Raw genomic sequence first — 17,584 nt, forward strand, 5'->3', positions numbered from 1 at the left:
GCTGGCGGTCTGGCGCTACGACTACAACAACGAAAGGCCGCACTCGTCACTGGCGAACCGAACACCGGCACGAATATCAAACCGGTGGACTCTCGTTATGACCGCGGGACCAGCGGGGGGCAGGTCAGCACCTATAGTGGCGACTTTTTCGCAAGCGGACCGGTCAGCGACAAGCTCATGACGCGCTTCGCCTTCGCCTACGGTCGGATTTCTCGGCGACGGGATCAACGATGCTCCAGCGATAAGCGCGGCAGATGCTGGTATTTCGGTGGAGAACGCGACCGATGTGGCGCGCGCGGCAGCAGATATCGTCCTGCTCGCACCCGATCTCGGAGTGATCGCGGATGGCGTTGCCGAAGGCCGACGCACCTACGCCAACATCATGAAATACTTGCGGATGGGTACCAGCTCCAGCTTTGGCAACATGCTGTCGATGGCGCCGGCGTCCTTGGTCATTCCCTTCCTGCCGATGACCGCGATCCAGATCCTGCTCAACAATCTGCTCTATGACCTTTCAGATACCGGCATCCCGTTCGACGCAGTCGACCAAGACGACCTGGCTGCGCAACACAACTGGAGCATGAGCGCCATTATGCGCTTCACCGGGATAATGGGGCCGCTCTCGTCTGTTTTCGACCTTGCGACGTTCGGTTTGCCGTTGTTCGTCTATCGTGCCGCCGCGGACGAATTTCGCACGGCCTGGTTCGTGGAATCGATCCTGACCCAGATCCTGGTGATCTTCGTCATCCGCACCCGGTTGCAGCCGTGGCAAAGCCGGCCCCATCGCGCGCTGGCTGCCGCCCTGTTCCTCGCTTTGGGACCGTTAGGACTGGTTTTTGGCTTTGCACCTGTGCCACAGTCCCTGTTGCTGTGTGTCGTCGGACTGGCAACAGCCTATCTTGTGCTGGCGCAAATGCTGCAGCGGTGGGCGATTGCCTGAGAAGCCGGCGGACTTGAGCCGCTTTCCCCGTATTGCTGCTTCCGGCCACTCCATACCGAAGCTTGGACCTCGTTACTGTCCGCCCGGCTTCTCCTGCCGTTCAAGCTCCCTCAGCGCGAGAACCAGATCGGAATAGACGTAAGGGCCGACGCGATACTCGGGACGCAAAGTCATGGTGACGCCTGGCGGCAAGGTCATTTCCGGTTGTGGCACCAAACCACCCTCGCTTTCCCAAGATTCGATCTCCCCGGTGCCTTCACAAGCGTAGTGATCGCGCATCCGCTGGATGCGATCAGCATAATCAGCGACATCGGCAGCTAGCTTCCGATCGGCATTGTCGTCTTTCGACGGGCCGCGCTCCATCATGGCGCGCTGGTGAGCGCTAAGTAGCTGGTTGAGATCCATAGTACTGTTGACTGCCTCTTTTTGTGGCGATGCTGACTGTGACGAGCAGGATGCGCGATCAAGCGCGCCCGCCCCTACCTCACTGATCAGCCTGCCTGCTGTAGTCTGCGGTCCTACCGGAGATTGATCGCATGGACTTGCCCGCCAACGGTCTGCCGCGTGTCGTAGCCGTAAGGATCGTCAGCTTTCGGTTCGGCAGTGTCCCGATGGCGGTCTGCTTCCGTGAAGTCGAGCTTTGCACCGCCCACTCGGGCGCAATGGTTCCGCGTCTTTTGCCACTTTCGTAGCAATGAGTGTTTCCAGAACTAGCCATGACGATGTCCTTTCCGCATGGCGCAGGCGATCGAGAGGTGACCACCTATGCGCCAGCTAAGAGGCGGAAAAGAAAGTAAGGAGAGACCTTCAAGAGCCCCTCGGGACCGTCGATCACGACTGGAAGCTGAATCCAATGTGGGGCTTGCGAGCCTCGAAACAAGGGGGGCGAAGTTATCGACTCCCCTCAGGCCCGCAGACTGACCTGACGGGCTGGCCACTGCCGCCCGGCCTCGACCTGGCATTTCACCCAATCGCTCAGCATGGGTAGTTTCCGAGGCTGTGCCGCCTCCAGCGGGTGGCGTACTTGGCAAGTGTGATGCCGGCGATGGTCCTTACCCCCATTCTTTGAGGGCCTGGTCGCAACGGGAAGGTTCAGCGACCCACCTTACGTCCGCGGCATTTCATCTTGAGCCGGCGGTTGTTCACAGCCGCCGGCTTCCCTTTCCCACCGGCCATTCGGTGCGCACCGTGCTCGCGAAACGGCACATGCAGGGTTCGGAATGAGCAAAGAGCCGTTGCAGCTCGGCCGCAGCCATGCAGCGGGGACCGACCCCATCAATTCTCCCTCTTACCCCGTGGCCGCATTCAGCGACGCCACCATTAAAGATCGGATATCTCATGAGGAAAATCATCGTCAGCCTGTTGCTGGCTTCATGCGCACTGGGAGCAACTGCCCGTGCCAACGAAACCGGCCCTTATGTCACGCTTGAGGGCGGCGTCGTCAAACAGGAGCATTCGGATGTCTTCAGCCCGGGCGGCTACGAGCATACCGACCGGTTCAAGACCGGCTGGGAAGCGGGCGGCGCGCTTGGGTATGATTTCGGTCATTTCCGGCTCGAGGCCGAAGGCTTTTATGCGCGCTCTCAGCTGCGCGATCAGACCCGCCCTATCGGAACGCCCCTACCCAACGGTACCTACACAAGCGAAGATGGCCTTTCCGGCCGAACCAGCACGATCGCAGCGATGGGCAATGCCCTGATCGGACTCGGCCACTGGGGCGGGATCAAGGCCTATGTCGGTGCCGGTGCGGGGTATGCCACCACCAAGTTGACCGAGAGCCTGCCGACTGTGGTCAGACTGCAAGACAGGGCGCACGGCTTTGCATGGCAGGCGATTGCCGGGGTGACAGTGCCGATCAGCCACAATGTCGATCTCGGCCTGAAATACCGCTATTTCCGCCCAGACGGCGCCGATCGCTTCGTCGCCGAAGACGGTACTTCCAGGTCGGCACATTTGCGCTCGCACGCCCTGCTAGCGACGCTGACGGTCAATTTCGGCGGGCATGCAGCCGAACCGGCGCCCGCAGATGCGCCGCCTGCGCCGCCTCCGCCTCCGCCGCCCCCTCCTCCTCCGCCGCCACCGCCGCCCGTCGTGGTCTGCAACAAGGGTCCGTTCATCGTGTTCTTCGATTGGAACGAGTCCGATATCTCACCCGAAGCGGCGAGCGTTCTGGACAATGCGCTTCAGGCCTACGGCAGCTGCGGCAACATCGGCATCATGCTTGCAGGCCATACCGACAGCTCTGGCTCGCCGCGTTACAACCTCGGCCTCTCGGCAAGGCGTGACAGCGAGGTCCAGACCTACCTGACCGGGCATGGCATCTCTGCCGGGGCCATTTCGAGCAAAGCCTTTGGCGAGACAAACCAGAGGGTGCCAACTGCCGATGGTGTCCGCGAAGTGCAGAACCGGCGCGTCGAGATCAGCTATGGCCCGGGTTCGGGTTTCTGATGACGCGCAATGCATCTGGGGCCAACAAGGCCACATAAGGAACATGGGGCTGGCCCTAAGGCCCGCCCCATAGTCATTCAGGTCTCGATCATGAGCACCTTGCGCGCCAGCTCCGGCAGCGAGCGTACCCCCATCCGGTGCATGATCTCGGCTCGGTGGTTTTCGACCGTGCGCTGACTGATGCCGAGATCGGAGGCAATATTCTTGCTGGGATGACCAGCAAGGACCATGTCCATCACTTCTCTCTGCCGGGCGGTCAGTGCGGCAAAGCACATCGCCGCCTCGGCCTGAGCGACATCGGCGATGTTGGTGCCGAGCGATTGCTCGGTCGCGCGGTCGATGCTGTCCATCAGCGCGTCGCGCCCTACCGGCTTGGTGATGAAATCACAGGCACCCGCGAGCATGGCTGCAACGGCCAGGCCGATGTCCTCATCGCTGGTTATCAGGATGACCGGCAGGTGATCGCCGTTTGCGCGCAATTTGCCAAGAAGGCCGATGCCGCTGAGCCCGGGCAGGTGCGCATCGACCAGCAGGCAGCCCGGCCGACCCGCGCGGTAGCCCTCCAGAAAATCCTCCGCAGAGCCGAAGTCTGCCACCTCGCGGCCGTGCGCGGCCAGGAAATCGCGGATTGCGGCGCGGATGTGCGGCTCGTCATCCACCACGTAAACGATCGGCGACACCTGAGGTTGGCGACCTGGCGGCAAGGCTGGGTTTGGGGCTGTTGCTGGCGGGCATAGCTTTTCCACCGCACGCAGCAGGACCGCCGGCACGACCGGCTTTCTGAGATGGATGCAATCGGCCTCGGCGATGATCCCCTGCGCTTCCGAGGAGATGTCGCCAGTGAGCACGATCGCGGGGAGTGGGCGCTGCAAGCGTTGCTGCAGGGCGTGGAGCAGGTCCACGCCGCTTTGCCCAGAGGGCAGGTTGTAGTCTGTGAGAAGAATATCCGGCCTGATCGCACCGCCCGCCGTAAGCCGCAGCGCTGTTGCTGCATCGGGCGCGCAGCTTACCATATGGCCGTTCTCCCGCAGCAGCCGCGCGACGAGATCGAGCAGATCCGGATCATCCTCGACCACAACGATGACCGATGGGCGCGCGGCAGCTTCACGTTCCCGCGAAGGATCAATTGCGGGGATCGGTGCCGGAGGCAGTCGCGTGACACCCTTGCGGCGCGGGACAGTGATGGCGAACAGCGAACCGCGGCCCGGCACCGAGCGGACATCGATCGGATGGTGCAGGAGGCGCCCCAGGCGCCGCACGATCGAGAGCCCCAGCCCCAGCCCGAGCCCGCTTTCGCGCGCAGGATTGCCGACTTGATGGAATTCCTCGAAGATTGCCTCCAGTTGGCCTGCCTCGATTCCGATGCCAGTATCCCATACCTCGATCCTGAGGCCGTTCCCGCGCCGTCGGCAGCCGAGGAGGATCCGCCCCGTCCGGGTGTACTTCACCGCATTGCCAAGAAGATTGCGGATCATCTGCTCAAGCAGGTGGGGATCGCTTTCCACCCAAGCAGCGCAGGGCATGAAACGCAGCGAGAGATCGCGCGCCTCAGCCAGTGCGAGGAATTCGCCGTGCAGTCGTTCGAGCATATCGGCGACTGGGAACTGCTCCAGCTCTGGGCGGACCTCGCCTGCCTCGATCTGGCTGATGTTGAGCAGGACATCGAGCATGCCCGACAAGGCCCCAAGGGTCTTGTCGAAGCGGGCCATGAGTTCGACGGCATGTTCACCCGAGACGGACGGCGTGAGGAAATCCTTGAGCAGGGTCAGCGCCTGCAGCGGCTGGCGTAGATCGTGGCTCGCAGCGGCAAGGAAGCGCGACTTGGCGGCATTGGCGAGCTCTGCCTCCAGCTTGGCTTCTTCCAGCGCCGATGTAGCCCGCTTGCGATCGGTGACATCGGCGAAGGTGATGACCACCCCCTCGATCCGGCTGTCATGCGCCCGATAGGGAAAGATGCGGCGAACGAACCAGATATCGCCCGGCGCGCGGACCTCGCACTCGATTGTTGCCTCGTCGTCGAGGACCCGCTGCGCATCGGCGAGGAGTTCGGGATCGTCGGCGATCAGCCTGAGATCAGCAAGCGGCCGGCCGATATCGCTGGCGATGACGTTGTAGAGCGGACTGATTGCCGGGGTGAAAAAACGGATTCGAAGTGCGGCATCAAGGAACATCGTGCCGACATTGGTGCTGAACAGGACATTCTGGAGGTCGTCGGAGGCGAGCCGCTGGCGGTCGAGCGTTTCCTGCAGCTGACTATTCAGCGCGGTGAGTTCCTCATTGAGCGATTGCAGCTCTTCCTTCGAAGTCAGGAGTTCCTCGTTGGTGGACTGGAACTCCTCGTTGATCGACAAGGCTTCCTCATTGATTGCCTTCTGCTCCTGGATGGCCAATTCGTGGTCCCGGATCAGCGCCTGCAGTTCAGCATCGGTTTCGGCGAGTTCGCGCTCCAGCTCAGCGATACGGCCGGCTTGTTCCGGTGAAGGATTTTCCGGCGCCAGGGGACTGCCCGCCTGCTGTTCGGCAAGGCAGACCAGCAGGAGTTCCTCCCCTGCCTCGACAAGCCGCTCCACCGTGATGCGGACATGCGCCTGCACCCCGGCAATCGTCACCCGCGCAAGGCCGCCATCGACGAGCGGTGTATCGACACTGACAAGGTTGATCGCGTGGCGCAGCCGGGTGCGGAGCACCGGCGAGACCATGGCGAGAAGGTCTTGCGTGGGATAGCCGGGCCTGATCCGGAGAAACCGGTCCACTGGTCCCATCGAGAACAGGCAATCATTGTGCCGGTTGATCAGCACGGCGGCAGGCGCATGGCTCGCCAGCAACGCCCGCTCGCAGATCTCGGCGAGATTGCGCCGTGCTGCAGGTGTTTCGCGCCCCACGGTCGTGACGAGGGGCAGCTTGCCATCAAAGCTGAAAGGGAAGTCCGCTTCTCCCGACCGGGTCCGCGCGGCATGACGGTAGAAGCATTCGGCCCTTGCCAGAGGCTCGAACCGGCCATCGGGCTTGCCGATCGTCTCGGTCGTGCCGAGAAGCAGGACGCCGGCTTCGCGCAGCGCGAAGTGGAAGAGCGCGATCACCCGCGCCTGCGCGAAGCTATCGAGATAGATCAGGAGATTGCGGCAGGAAATCATGTGGAGCCGCGAGAACGGCGGATCTGTCAGCACATCCTGCACCGAGAAAACGACATGTCCGCGCAAGGCCGGCACCACGCGGAAGCCGCCATCCTCCTCGGTGAAATAGCGCGCCAGTCGTTCAGGCGGGATCGCAGCGACGGTATCGTGCGAATAAAGACCTTCGCGCGCAGCCGCTATGGCATCGGGGTCGAGATCCGAAGCGAATATCTGCAACTTGATGTCACGCTGTGCCTTGGCCATTACGTCCTGGCATACCATCGCGATCGAGTATGCCTCTTCGCCGGTACTGCACCCCGCCACCCAGATGCGCAGGGCCTGACCCGCGACCAGCCGGTCAAGCAAATCGGGCAGGACCATCGCCTCCAGCGTCTCGAAAACCTTGGGATCGCGAAAGAAGCCAGTGACGTTGATGAGCAGTTCGCTCGCCAGCAGGCCGCATTCGGCAGGATCGCTGCGCAGTCGTTCGGCATAGGCGGACATATCGCCATCAGGCATGGCGAGCAGTGCCATGCGGCGTGCGATGCGGCGGCTGACCGTGCCGGGTTTGTAGTGGCTGAAATCCTGCCCAGCGGTGTGTCTGAGCGCGTCAAGAACGGCTGCGAGATCTTCGGCGCTGCCGTGCGGCGCAATCGGCACTGCCGCATGCTCCCCAAGCGTGACACGCTCGACAAAGGCCAAAATCGCCTCGGGCATGTCCGCAAGTGGCAGGACCGCATCGACCAGCGCGGTATCGAGCGCGGCCTGCGGCATGCCGGGATGTTCGGCCTCTGCGATCGACTGGGCGAGGATCATGCCGCCGGCATTGTGGAGCGCAGCAAGCCCCTGGCTGCCATCGCCGCCCGTGCCGGAGAGGATCACCGCCGCGCTTTGCAGACCGCAAGAGGCTGCCAGCGAACGGAGTAGCCAATCAAACGGCAGCCGGGCGCTGTGGCCCACCTCTGGCACGGACAGCCTCAAGGTACCTGCGCGCACCGCCAGAAAACGGCCCGGGGGGATGACGTAGACGTGGTCGGCCGCAATCGCGCAACCGTGCGTGGCCTCAATCACAGGCATGGTCGTATGCTCGGCCAGCAATTGGGCCATGAGACTTTCGTGCTGCGGATCAAGGTGCTGGACGACAATGAACGCACAGCCTGCGGTGGCCGGCAGTGCATCGAAAAGGCGCGAAATCGCCTCCAGTCCGCCCGCCGATGCCCCGATCGCGATGATCGGCAGCACCGGTCTTGGTGGTACCTTGTTCCTTGACGGTGCGGACCCTGCTTCGCGAGGCGGGCTCACCACTGCGCTGTCGAGGCGGCTAACCTCCTGCATCCGAGGGGCCTCGCCCGCAGTTTACGTGCCATGGAATACCCCCCCTTCGATAGGCAGGCCTAGCACACTTCGTCAGCATAAGTCTTATACTGTTTGACCAGCCGCCTGCCGAGCGCAACGCGGCGTAAGTGATCAAAATCCGAGATGGATGCTATCGAACGAGGACAGTAGGCCCAGCCCGCGGAGCAGCCAGAGGACCACCGTGATGACGACAAGCGCATTGAGGATGGCTTTGATCTTGCCATCCATCGGCATGTAATTGTTGATCAGCCATAGCAGGAAGCCGACCACGATCAGTACGACTATGATATTGATGAGCGGCATGACGCGATACTCTTTCTTGAGCCCCTGTGATCAAGGCGGATCTGGTTAGGTGAGACCACACAGGATCTTCGCCTGAGCTGAAGTTCCTGTGCGGTCCCGCTCGTCATGGCCCGATCCTGAGGGGGGAAGGCGGGATCGGGCCATGACGCGGTCGTTGGTGGTGAGGCCCTGAGGCCATGTTTCAATCAGGGTCTTGCGCCGGACTAGCGCTCTGCGGGCTCTTGGTCGTGTTCTCGGGCCCGGAGACCTGGCGATCGGACGGACCACTCGCGTTGCCATGATCGGGAAAGCGATAGGGCTTGCCGATGTACTGTGGAACGATTGGTCCGCCAGTGCGCTCGCCGCGTTCGCGGGAGAGCCGATGCTGTTCCTCCATCGCTCGGGTATCGCCCCAGGCCTCTTCCTGCTTCTCCCGCTCGCCCCATTCGGGACGATAGGCACGGTCGGATAGCAACTGCCAGTGCTGGCGTTGGCGATAGAACTGTCGGCTCGAATAGTGACCGTCCCAGTAGGTGCCGAACAAGAACCTGCTGAGGGTGACGCCCATGCCGTTTGCAACTGCGCGGCGGCGCCCCTTGTGATTAACGCGCAGAGCATCGGCTGCGATCCAGCCGCGATCGGTGCCGGAGGTGACATCGCACCAGGTCCAGTCACGTAGGCAGCCGTAAACAGTGATCATCGACCCGCGGCGCATCCTGCGCAGCACCGGGAAATCGCGCAGAGGCCCAGCATAGAGGCGTGTGGCACTGGCAGCGTAACCTTGCATAGGCTGCGCTGCGGCAGGGGCCGGCAGCAGGGCGATGGCGGCCAACGCCGCAATGCTACTGCTACGCAACTGATTGATCCTCCTGCGCTGCAAGGTGCGCTAAAGGGCTCCGGCTCAGCGGCAACGTACGGTCCGACTGCGGTCGATTTGCCGGCCGGCGACACCGCCCACGAGACCGCCAAGCACAGTGCCAAGGACCTTCGATCCACCCGGTGCAATCACGTTACCCAGAACCCCGCCAGCCACCGCGCCAACGACGAGGCCAGTGGTCCCGTCCGACCGGCGGCAATAGTAGCGGCCATCATTGCCTCGGTAGATGCGCTCGTCGTTGCTCATGCGCCGTTCCCGGTAGTGGGTGGGATCCTCACGGTAGTAGCGCCCGGCATCGTAGCCGCCGTAGCTCGGATCTGGGCGTGCGTAGTCGTAGTTGCGCCACTGCGAGTTCATGGCCTCGGTCCCGCCATAACTGGCGCATCCAGCGAGCAGGCTTGTGGCGGCGATGCCCATAAGAACGAGACGCATGGGTCGGTGTCCTTGAGTGACGAACGAGACGAGACGGGCGGGAACCGGCGGAATGCAAAGACCGGTCGCCACACGTTGCCTGGCAAACCTAGTCTTATGCGGTATCGGCAACAGGATCGGAATCTACCCAAGCCGCCAAGTTTGCCATGTTGTCCGCCCGGCACAGGGCGGGGCTCGTCAGCGTAGTTTCCGAGGGCAGACTCAGCGCCTTCCGCAGGCCAGTTGAACGCACACCCTCCCAACAAGGAAACCGCAAACGTGGCCGATTCGACCGTCTCGTTCACCAGGCTGCAGGCCTCTGCCAACCGCCTGCCGGCTGGCAGAGCACGGCCTTCCAGCGCGGCAAAGGCCATGCGCATCGTGTTCATCGGCACGGCGCTTCCTCGGCGCTGCGGCATTGCAACTTTCACCACCGATCTCGAACTGGCGATGCGCCATCAAGACGGAGTGGGCGAGACAGCGATCCTGGCAATGCAAGATCACGGCATCTCTTGCGCGTATGCCGAGCCGGTGTGCCTCGAGATCGCGCAGGAGGAGCCGGGCGCCTATCTCGAGGCGGCAGATTACATCAACGCCGCCGGCTTCGATGTGGTTTCGCTCCAGCACGAGTTCGGCATCTTCGGCGGCGAGGCAGGAAACTACCTACTTGGTCTGATCGCGGCGCTGCGCGTTCCGCTCGTGACGACCCTGCATACCGTGCTCGATCAGCCGACCGAAGCGCAGCATGCAGTTATGATGGCCCTGCTTGCGGCCTCGGCAAGGGTCGTCGTGATGGCGCGCAAGGCCCGAACCATCCTGATCGAACGCTACGGCGCCGATCCAGCGCGAATCGCGGTCATACCGCATGGCATTCCCGATCTGCCGCTGGCCGAACCAAAGGATGCCAGGCGCCGGCTCGGCTTCACCGACCGGCAGGTGATCCTCACCTTCGGTCTGCTCAGCCCTAACAAAGGCATCGAGGTGATGATCGAGGCCATGCCTGCGGTGCTTAAAGCAGCGCCAGATGCGGTCTACGTGGTAATGGGCGCGACGCATCCTGCTCTGCTGCGCGTCGAAGGTGAAGCCTATCGAGATTGTCTACTGGCGCGCGTCCGTGCGCTGGGCCTCGATGGCCGCGTGGTGTTCATCAACCGCTTCGTCGAGCGGCCGGAACTGCTGGACTACATCGCGATGTGCGATGTGTACGTGACGCCCTATCTTCTCGAGACCCAAATGACATCGGGCACGCTCGCCTATTCGCACGGACTTGGCCGGCCGGTGGTATCGACGCCTTATTGGCACGCGACCGAACTGCTTGGTGATGGGTCGGGCGTGCTGGTCCCCTTCCGTGATCCCATCCACCTTGGTGCCGCTGTGGCGCACCTGCTCACCGATGAGCCCGGACGCCTTGCAATGGGGCAATCAGCCAACCTGGCAGGTCGGCTCGTGACCTGGACGAGGACTGCGCTTGCGTATCGCACGGCATTCAAGGCGGCCTGCGAGGAAGCCGAACCGAAGATTGCTGCGCTGCCGCTAACCCACTTTGCCGCCATGTGCGACGATACTGGCCTGTTTCAGCACGCGGTCGGCGGCATTCCGGATCGCCAACACGGCTACTGCATCGACGACAATGCGCGTGCGCTGTTGCTCTCGAACGCGCTTGGAAGCGCGCAGCTGTCCGGGCTGCCCGGCATCCAGCCACTGCGGTTTGCCGCCTTCATCCAGCATGGCTGGAATCCGGATCGAAAGCGCTTTCGCAATTTTCTGGGATTTGACCGCCGCTGGCTGGAAGAGGTCGGTTCGGAGGACAGCCACGGCCGCACCTTGTGGGCGCTGGGCATGACCGCAGCCGAGAACCCGGATACCGAGCTGGCGCAGTGGGCGGCCAATCTGTTCGCCTGGTCGCTCGAGTCTGTCGAGGGGTTTACCTCCCCGCGCGCCTGGGCGTTCGCGCTGCTTGGTTTGCACGGTTATTCGGCAAGGCGCCCGTTTGATCGCAAGGCCAGCCGCATCGGGCTTGTCCTTGCGGAGCGGCTGCAGGAACTGCTGCGGATATGCAGCGGCGAAGATTGGACCTGGTTCGAAAGCCGGCTGACCTACGACAATGCCCGCCTGTGCGAAGCGCTGATCGTTACCGGACGCGACGCTCGCCTGCCGGACATCGTCGACGCGGGGCTTTCGGCCTTGCGCTGGCTCATTCCCCGTCAGACCGCACCGGGTGGCCATTTCCAACCGATCGGATCGGAGGGGTTCCTGCTTGCATCTTGCGAGCCGCAGCAATTTGACCAGCAGCCGCTGGAGGCCTGCGCCACGGTCGCCGCTTGCCTTGCCGCCAGTTCGGTTGACGCCGACCCCTGCTGGCAGGCTGAGGCCGAGCGGGCCTTTGCCTGGTTCAGCGGCGTCAACGAATTGGGCATCCCGGTGGTCGATGCCGACACCGGCAGTTGTCGCGACGGGCTTCACCGCAACCGTGCCAACGAGAACCGGGGGGCGGAATCGCTGCTGTCCTATCTGATGGCGCTGATCGACATGAACCGTTTCAGCGAGAGGCCGATAGAGGCCATCGCGGCCCACACATCTGCGCGCCAGCCTGAAGCGCTGACCGAGGCGCCCCATGCTGTCGACGGCAGGTTCAGGGCATGAACGAGAGCCCGTTCTTCAACCGCCATCCCCACTATCTGTGTCCGGATCCCTCCCGCGTTATCGTCAGGGCCTTCCGTCCCGCGATTGAGCCACGCGACTACAATCCGATCGATACGTCACGGGCCAACCACATTGTCGAGCGGGTTTTGGCACTGGACGAAACGGAGGCGCAAGTCGTGCTCGACGGGGTGCTGGAAAACTTTGACAATCCGCAGCGCAACCTCCTGGAGATCTTCGAGAGGCGCGCGGCCGAAATGGACCAGGTCTTTCCTGACCACGCCGCCTTCACGCCGATCCAGCGCAACCTTGTCGGCGCTTACTTCCTGCACGAATACAGCTTTGAGGCCGCCGCGCTGTTCAACCCCAGCATCGTGCCTCACCCCGACCAGAACGGGGTGGAGCCGGGCAGCCTGCGCTTCATTCTCTCGTTGCGTGCGGTGGGCGAAGGGCATATCTCGTCGCTCACCTTCCGACGCGGCACGATCAGCCGCGAAGGGGCGATCAACATCGAGCCGCCTGTCCGGCTTGCATGCCTGCCGCACATCTCGCGGCGGGTGGGCGACGATATCGACCTTTCCTTCGCGGAAAACAGCAACATCTCGCAGCGTGTGATCTTCCCGATCACCGAAGCGCAGGCCAATGGCATCGAAGATGCTCGCTTCGTGGCGTTCAGGGATCGCGGACGGAAGACTTATTACGCGACTTGCACTGCCTACAGCGGTCGCACGATCCGGTCCGAACTTATCGAAACGCGCGATTTTCAGTCGTTCCGTCTGGTGCCCCTCAAGGGCGCGGCGGCGGTCAACAAGGGCATGGCGCTGTTTCCGCGCAAGATCGACGGACGCTACGCGATGATCGCGCGCTACGACAACGAGAGCCTGCATCTGATCTATTCGGACGATCTCCACGAATGGAACCACGGGGTGCCGATTCTTGGCCCGAAATACCCGTGGGAGTTCGTGCAGATCGGCAATTGCGGATCGCCGATCGAGCTCGACGAAGGCTGGCTGCTTTTCACACACGGGGTGGGGCCGATCAGGCGCTATTCGATCGGTGCAGTGCTGCTCGACAAGGACGACCCTTCACGCGTGATCAGCCGCTCGCACGTGCCGCTGGTGCAGCCTGAAAAATCCGAACGCGAGGGCTACGTGCCCAACGTGGTCTACTCGTGCGGAGCGATGAAGTTCGGAAGCCGTATAGTGCTGCCCTATGCCGTTTCCGACACATTCTCGACCATCGCTACAGTAAAAATCGAACAGTTACTAGACTTTATGGCAAAATAAATCGATTGATTTCGGATTATATTTTAAAGTTAATACGATAATAGTCAGTATCTTAACTGTATTGAGATTAAAGTTTTAGGATTGAAGAGAAAATATACGCTAATTTTCTGTCATAACTGGGTTGAATTATCTTCAGAGATGAGAATCCCTAGGCTCAGATTGCGGTATTTTCGGCAAGGGCAAGTGCATCTTCCACGTCGATCCCGAGGTAGCGCACCGTATTTTCGATCTTGTTATGGCCCAGCAGTATCTGCACGGCCCTTAGGTTTCCAGTTGCCCGGTAAATGATCTATGCCTTCGTTCGCCCAAGCGAGTGGGTGCCGTATTCGCCCCGCATAAGACCGACGCTTGTGATCCATTCGTCGACAAGCCGGGCATATTGACGTGTGCTGAGGTGCCCACTGTGATCAACCCGGCTCGGAAAGAGGTAGTCATCCACCGTGCCTCCGCGGTGTTCCAGCCAAGCTGGCAGGCTGGCTCGAGCATCCGGAAGCAGCTCGAACTGGACTGGCCTGCTCGTTTCTTGCTGCATTACGATTGCCCGCGTCCGGACCTGACCGCCGCTGACAACATCGCCAATCTTCATCCGGACGAGGTCACAGCGCCCAAGCTTGCTGTCGATTGCCAAGTCGAACAGTGCTCTATCTCGCAAGCGACGGCGCTGATTGAGGTAAAATCGGATCTCCCAAATTTGCTTTAGCTTGAGTGCACGTTTCGCGCCGACGGTCCTGCCAGCATTGCAGGCTTGGCGCTTGGTGGATTTGGTTTCAGGCATCTCCATGATCGTTCTCCGAGGGCCGGAATGGCCGCCGGAAAAATGCAGTACATCCCGATGATCAGACTACCCCGAGGCGCTATGTGAAATTGCGGAAATGGTAGCGCCGTGAGATGGAGGTTTCCCCCGCACCTTGGAAGGACCGCGACGCCATGGCCAGTTTTCTCAAGACCATCATGGGCAGCGGCGCCACCGCACTCGCCTCGGCTGCGGGGCTGGCCGCGTTCACCGCCTGGAATCGCAAGCGCGCAGAAGAGCTGGTGCCGCCCGATGGAGAGTTCGCCGATGTGAAGGGCGCGCGCTTGCACTACCTCGACATTGGCGAGGGATCACCGATCGTTCTGGTGCACGGTCTGGGCGGCCAGCTGCGCAACTTCACATATGCCCTGAGCGAGCTACTCGCGCCCCACCACCGACTGATCGTGGTCGACCGACCGGGATCGGGATATTCGGCCTATCACGGTGACAGCGATCGCGGCCTTGCCGTGCAGGGCGCGATGATCGCCGAACTGATGGACAAGCTCGGGCTGCACCGGCCGTTGGTGGTCGGCCATTCGCTCGGCGGTGCGATTGCTCTGGCAATGGCGCTTGCTCATCCCGGCAAGATTGGCGGCCTTGCGCTGCTCGCGCCCCTCACCCAGCCCATCGAAACCATTCCGCAAGTTTTCAAGGCGCTCGATCTGAAGTCACCATTGGTCCGCACCTTGCTGGCATGGACCCTGGCTGTGCCCGCAGGCCGCCTTGGAGCAGATGCGGCGAATGCACAGGTTTTCGGACCCGAACCCTTCCCGGCCGATTTCGAGACGCGGGGCGGCGCCGCGCTCACCTTGCGTCCCGAAGCGTTCGTGGCGGCTTGCGGCGATGTCGAGGCGGCTCGCGCCGAAATGGCGGGCATTGCCGCACGCTATGGCGAGCTTTCCCTTCCGGTCGGGATCATGTTTGCCAAGGGCGATCTCCTGCTGGACCCATCGGTTCATGGTCAGCCGACCGTTTCCGCGATCACGGGCGCCGAGCTCAAGCTGATCGAAGGCGGACATATGTTTCCGCTCACACAGCCTCGGGTCACGGCCGACTGGATCATGGAACGCGCCAAGACCTGACCTTGCGTCATCCCGAACTCGCCGGGAAGTGCGCAGCACATGTTGCCGATGACCTCTCAGGGCGGCGCGCCGACGAGCCACACTGGCAAGTCGATCACTACACCTGACGGGCAAGGTCAGCACTCGGGCGCAATCACTGCGCTGGCCCGCTTCCATCGGGCCTAGTGCCCGGTGAAACCTTAGACGCCTCAACCTGCCGAATCGGCGTGACGATGCCGCCAGCCGTGGCGGGGCGCGCGCAGTATTCGGCCCAAGCGTCCATCAGCTTGACGCGCCGGGGGAGCAACGTGGCGCGTGCATAGGATGTGGATCTGACACCGCAGCAGAAGCGCGCGCTTGTCGAAGTCTATGGCCAGCTGCCCGCCTGGCCGGACACCACCGCGACACTGGCGGCGCTGAGCGAGGCGGGGGTCCGGCTCGCTTTCCTGTCCAATCTTGGCGCCGACATGCTGCTGGCCAACATGCGCAGCAATGGACTCGACCGGTGGATGGACCCGCCGCTCAGCACGGACCGGGTGAGCGCCTTCAAGCCGTCGTCGGGCGCTTATGCGATGGCGCCGCACCATTTCGGCTTGCCGCGCGAGGAGATCGGCTTTGTCGCGTTCGGCGGCTGGGATGCGCTGGGCGCCAAGTGGTTCGGCTTTCGCACCGCGTGGATCAACCGTCTCGGCGTGACGGAGGAAACGCTCACGCCGCACGCTGATGCAATTGCAAGCGATCTCTCGGCGATCGCTGCGCTGCGGGCGCCCTAGCGCCGCGCCGCGAGCGCAGAAGTGCTTTGAAGGTTCCCGACTGTTTCTGTACGGGCACCGCATTGGCCCGTGCCATCGCCTCGCGCCCGGCTCGTGCGCTACGTATCAAAGCAGTTCGTCAGCCCCCAAGACCGCATGAACTACCGCCATTCCTTCCACGCCGGCAACAGCGCCGATGTCGTCAAGCACTGCCTGCTGATCGCGCTCGTGCGGGCCTTGCAGCAGAAGGACAGCGCGCTCACCCTGATCGACACGCATGGCGGCTGCGGGCTCTACGACCTTGGCGGCGAAGCGGCGCTGCGCACCGGCGAGGCGGCGCAGGGCGTGCTGCGCGCCCTTGCCGATCAGAACCCCTTGCTGAGCGACTACCGCGCTGCGGTACTGGCGGTGAATGGGGGCACCGAACCGCGGCATTATCCCGGTTCGCCGCGAATTCTGGCGCAGCTGCGGCGCGCGCAGGATCTTCTGATCGTCAACGAGAAGCATCCCGAGGACGTGCAGGTCCTTCGCGGCGTGATGCGCGGCACCGGGGCAGCCGTGCACGAACGCGACGCCTACGAGCTTTGGCTGGCGATGCTGCCGCCCCGCTCCCCGCGCGGCGTGGTGGTGGTCGATCCGCCCTACGAACAAACGGACGAGCGCACGCGGATCACCGCCACGCTCGCCGCCGCACACCGCAAATGGGCTCACGGGGTGACGGTGATCTGGTTTCCGCTGAAAGAACGCGCAACCCATGTGCGGTGGCGCGAACAGCTGCGCAAGCTCGGCATCCCGAAGCTCCTGCAGGTGGAGCATTGGCTCTACGACAACGACCAGCCCGGCGTCTACAACGGCGCCGGCCTGTTTATCGTCAATCCGCCCTATGCCTTCACGCAGGCCCTGCCGCCGCTGCTCGAAGCCTTGCGCACCGCGCTGGCGCCCGAGGGGCACCAGGGCGAGCTTGCTGCCGATTGGCTGGGCGGCTGAGGCAGGTCCTCCTGCGGCCGCCCGCTACTGAACGCCGGACGCAGCCGCCACCGTCGCATGTGCCCAGCGGGGGCGGCCCGCGCCGGATCACTCACAGGTTGTAGGCATTGCCGTGCGCCATGGTTGCGGTGAACTCCACCACACCGTCCTTGCGACGGATGCTGACCTTCTCGCCATCGCGGATCATCTGCACGCAGCCGCTCGAGGCGACATCGCCGGTCTCGAAGCAGAAGAGATTGTCGTACTCGCGGAACCGCCAGTTGATCGCGAACTTCTCGCCCTTGGGCATCACGCCCTTGAGCACGCCGCCTTCGGCAACATAGAACAGGTTCTTGCCTTCCGGGCTGTCGAACGCGAACGAACTGCCGACCAGATCGCGCTTCATTTCCTCGACCGACATCTGCCGGCCGAGTTGGGCATCCTCGTATAGGGGCTGCACCGGGTCCGCATCGACCGACTGCACCGCAGCGGCCAGGAAAATGAGCGTCGTGATCATGGTGTGTCTCCCATTGGCTTGTTCCGACGGGTTCGGACGCGGCAACATCAGGGTTACAGGATACGCATGCTTCCCGCATATATTTAATCCTGTGCAAAACCGAGCAGTTCTCGGGCCCGAAAGGTAAGTGCAGGTCCATCCG

Annotated in this window: 14 protein-coding genes and 1 pseudogene; 8 read left to right on the plus strand and 7 right to left on the minus strand. The window is 62.7% G+C overall.

The features are described from left to right. The coding region (locus tag NDB2M1_RS23460) for an integrase core domain-containing protein (protein WP_171955443.1) at positions 1–181 on the plus strand (181 nt) is incomplete at its 5' end. Between the two features lie 87 nt (positions 182–268). Beyond that, positions 269–940 carry a cation transporting ATPase C-terminal domain-containing protein gene (locus NDB2M1_RS18190; protein WP_072384235.1) on the plus strand — a complete coding sequence of 224 codons (672 nt, stop codon included), beginning with the start codon at positions 269–271 and terminating at the stop codon, positions 938–940. Positions 941–1,012: 72 nt separating this feature from the next. Here the strand turns inward: NDB2M1_RS18190 and NDB2M1_RS18195 are convergent, their stop codons facing one another. Beyond that, complete coding sequence (locus tag NDB2M1_RS18195; RefSeq protein WP_072384236.1) at positions 1,013–1,345, minus strand: hypothetical protein; 333 nt, start codon at positions 1,343–1,345, stop codon at positions 1,013–1,015. Between the two features lie 933 nt (positions 1,346–2,278). On the opposite strand from NDB2M1_RS18195, the gene NDB2M1_RS18200 reads away from it, so the two are divergent. Then, positions 2,279–3,388, plus strand: a complete 1,110-nt coding sequence (locus NDB2M1_RS18200; RefSeq protein WP_072384237.1) for an OmpA family protein — start codon at positions 2,279–2,281, stop codon at positions 3,386–3,388. A gap of 77 nt (positions 3,389–3,465) precedes the next feature. On the opposite strand, the gene NDB2M1_RS18205 is transcribed toward NDB2M1_RS18200, so the two are convergent. From NDB2M1_RS18205 to NDB2M1_RS18220, 4 genes are all read right to left on the minus strand, one after another. Continuing rightward, positions 3,466–7,743 carry a chemotaxis protein CheB gene (locus tag NDB2M1_RS18205; protein ID WP_216234066.1) on the minus strand — a complete coding sequence of 1,426 codons (4,278 nt, stop codon included), beginning with the start codon at positions 7,741–7,743 and terminating at the stop codon, positions 3,466–3,468. A 225-nt stretch (positions 7,744–7,968) separates the two neighbouring features. After that, positions 7,969–8,160: a Thivi_2564 family membrane protein gene (locus NDB2M1_RS18210; RefSeq protein ID WP_072384239.1), complete on the minus strand. Its 192-nt coding sequence runs from the start codon at positions 8,158–8,160 to the stop codon at positions 7,969–7,971. Between the two features lie 181 nt (positions 8,161–8,341). Next, positions 8,342–8,971, minus strand: a complete 630-nt coding sequence (locus tag NDB2M1_RS18215; protein ID WP_072384240.1) for an SH3 domain-containing protein — start codon at positions 8,969–8,971, stop codon at positions 8,342–8,344. A 69-nt stretch (positions 8,972–9,040) separates the two neighbouring features. Next, entirely contained in the window at positions 9,041–9,448 is a 408-nt protein-coding gene (locus tag NDB2M1_RS18220) for a glycine zipper 2TM domain-containing protein (protein ID WP_072384241.1), read from the minus strand. Between the two features lie 258 nt (positions 9,449–9,706). On the opposite strand from NDB2M1_RS18220, the gene NDB2M1_RS18225 reads away from it, so the two are divergent. Together NDB2M1_RS18225 and NDB2M1_RS18230 are read left to right on the plus strand one after the other, a co-directional pair. Beyond that, positions 9,707–12,070: a glycosyltransferase family 4 protein gene (locus NDB2M1_RS18225; protein ID WP_253185946.1), complete on the plus strand. Its 2,364-nt coding sequence runs from the start codon at positions 9,707–9,709 to the stop codon at positions 12,068–12,070. Continuing rightward, the gene (locus tag NDB2M1_RS18230; protein ID WP_072384243.1) at positions 12,067–13,353 is read left to right on the plus strand and encodes a glycoside hydrolase family 130 protein; all 1,287 of its coding nucleotides are present in this window, start codon (positions 12,067–12,069) and stop codon (positions 13,351–13,353) included. Before NDB2M1_RS18225 ends, NDB2M1_RS18230 begins: the two co-directional genes overlap by 4 nt. A gap of 154 nt (positions 13,354–13,507) precedes the next feature. Here NDB2M1_RS18230 and NDB2M1_RS18235 read toward each other — a convergent pair. Then, positions 13,508–14,134 (minus strand): annotated as a pseudogene (locus tag NDB2M1_RS18235) (tyrosine-type recombinase/integrase). Positions 14,135–14,280: 146 nt separating this feature from the next. On the opposite strand from NDB2M1_RS18235, the gene NDB2M1_RS18240 reads away from it, so the two are divergent. The 3 genes from NDB2M1_RS18240 to NDB2M1_RS18250 all read left to right on the plus strand — a co-directional run bounded on the left by NDB2M1_RS18240 (position 14,281) and on the right by NDB2M1_RS18250 (position 16,946). Further along, on the plus strand, positions 14,281–15,228 hold the full coding sequence (locus NDB2M1_RS18240; RefSeq protein WP_072384244.1) for an alpha/beta fold hydrolase: 948 nt from the start codon (positions 14,281–14,283) through the stop codon (positions 15,226–15,228). Positions 15,229–15,533: 305 nt separating this feature from the next. Further along, positions 15,534–15,980 (plus strand): HAD family hydrolase, encoded by a 447-nt coding sequence (locus NDB2M1_RS18245; protein WP_072384245.1) that lies wholly within the window; start codon positions 15,534–15,536, stop codon positions 15,978–15,980. A gap of 135 nt (positions 15,981–16,115) precedes the next feature. Then, on the plus strand, positions 16,116–16,946 hold the full coding sequence (locus tag NDB2M1_RS18250) for a 23S rRNA (adenine(2030)-N(6))-methyltransferase RlmJ (protein ID WP_072384246.1): 831 nt from the start codon (positions 16,116–16,118) through the stop codon (positions 16,944–16,946). 91 nt (positions 16,947–17,037) lie between these two features. Here the strand turns inward: NDB2M1_RS18250 and NDB2M1_RS18255 are convergent, their stop codons facing one another. Then, positions 17,038–17,442: a hypothetical protein gene (locus NDB2M1_RS18255; protein ID WP_072384247.1), complete on the minus strand. Its 405-nt coding sequence runs from the start codon at positions 17,440–17,442 to the stop codon at positions 17,038–17,040. Positions 17,443–17,584 lie beyond the last annotated feature (142 nt).

This window comes from Novosphingobium sp. NDB2Meth1 (genome assembly GCF_900117425.1).
In the GTDB taxonomy this organism is placed as follows: domain Bacteria; phylum Pseudomonadota; class Alphaproteobacteria; order Sphingomonadales; family Sphingomonadaceae; genus Novosphingobium.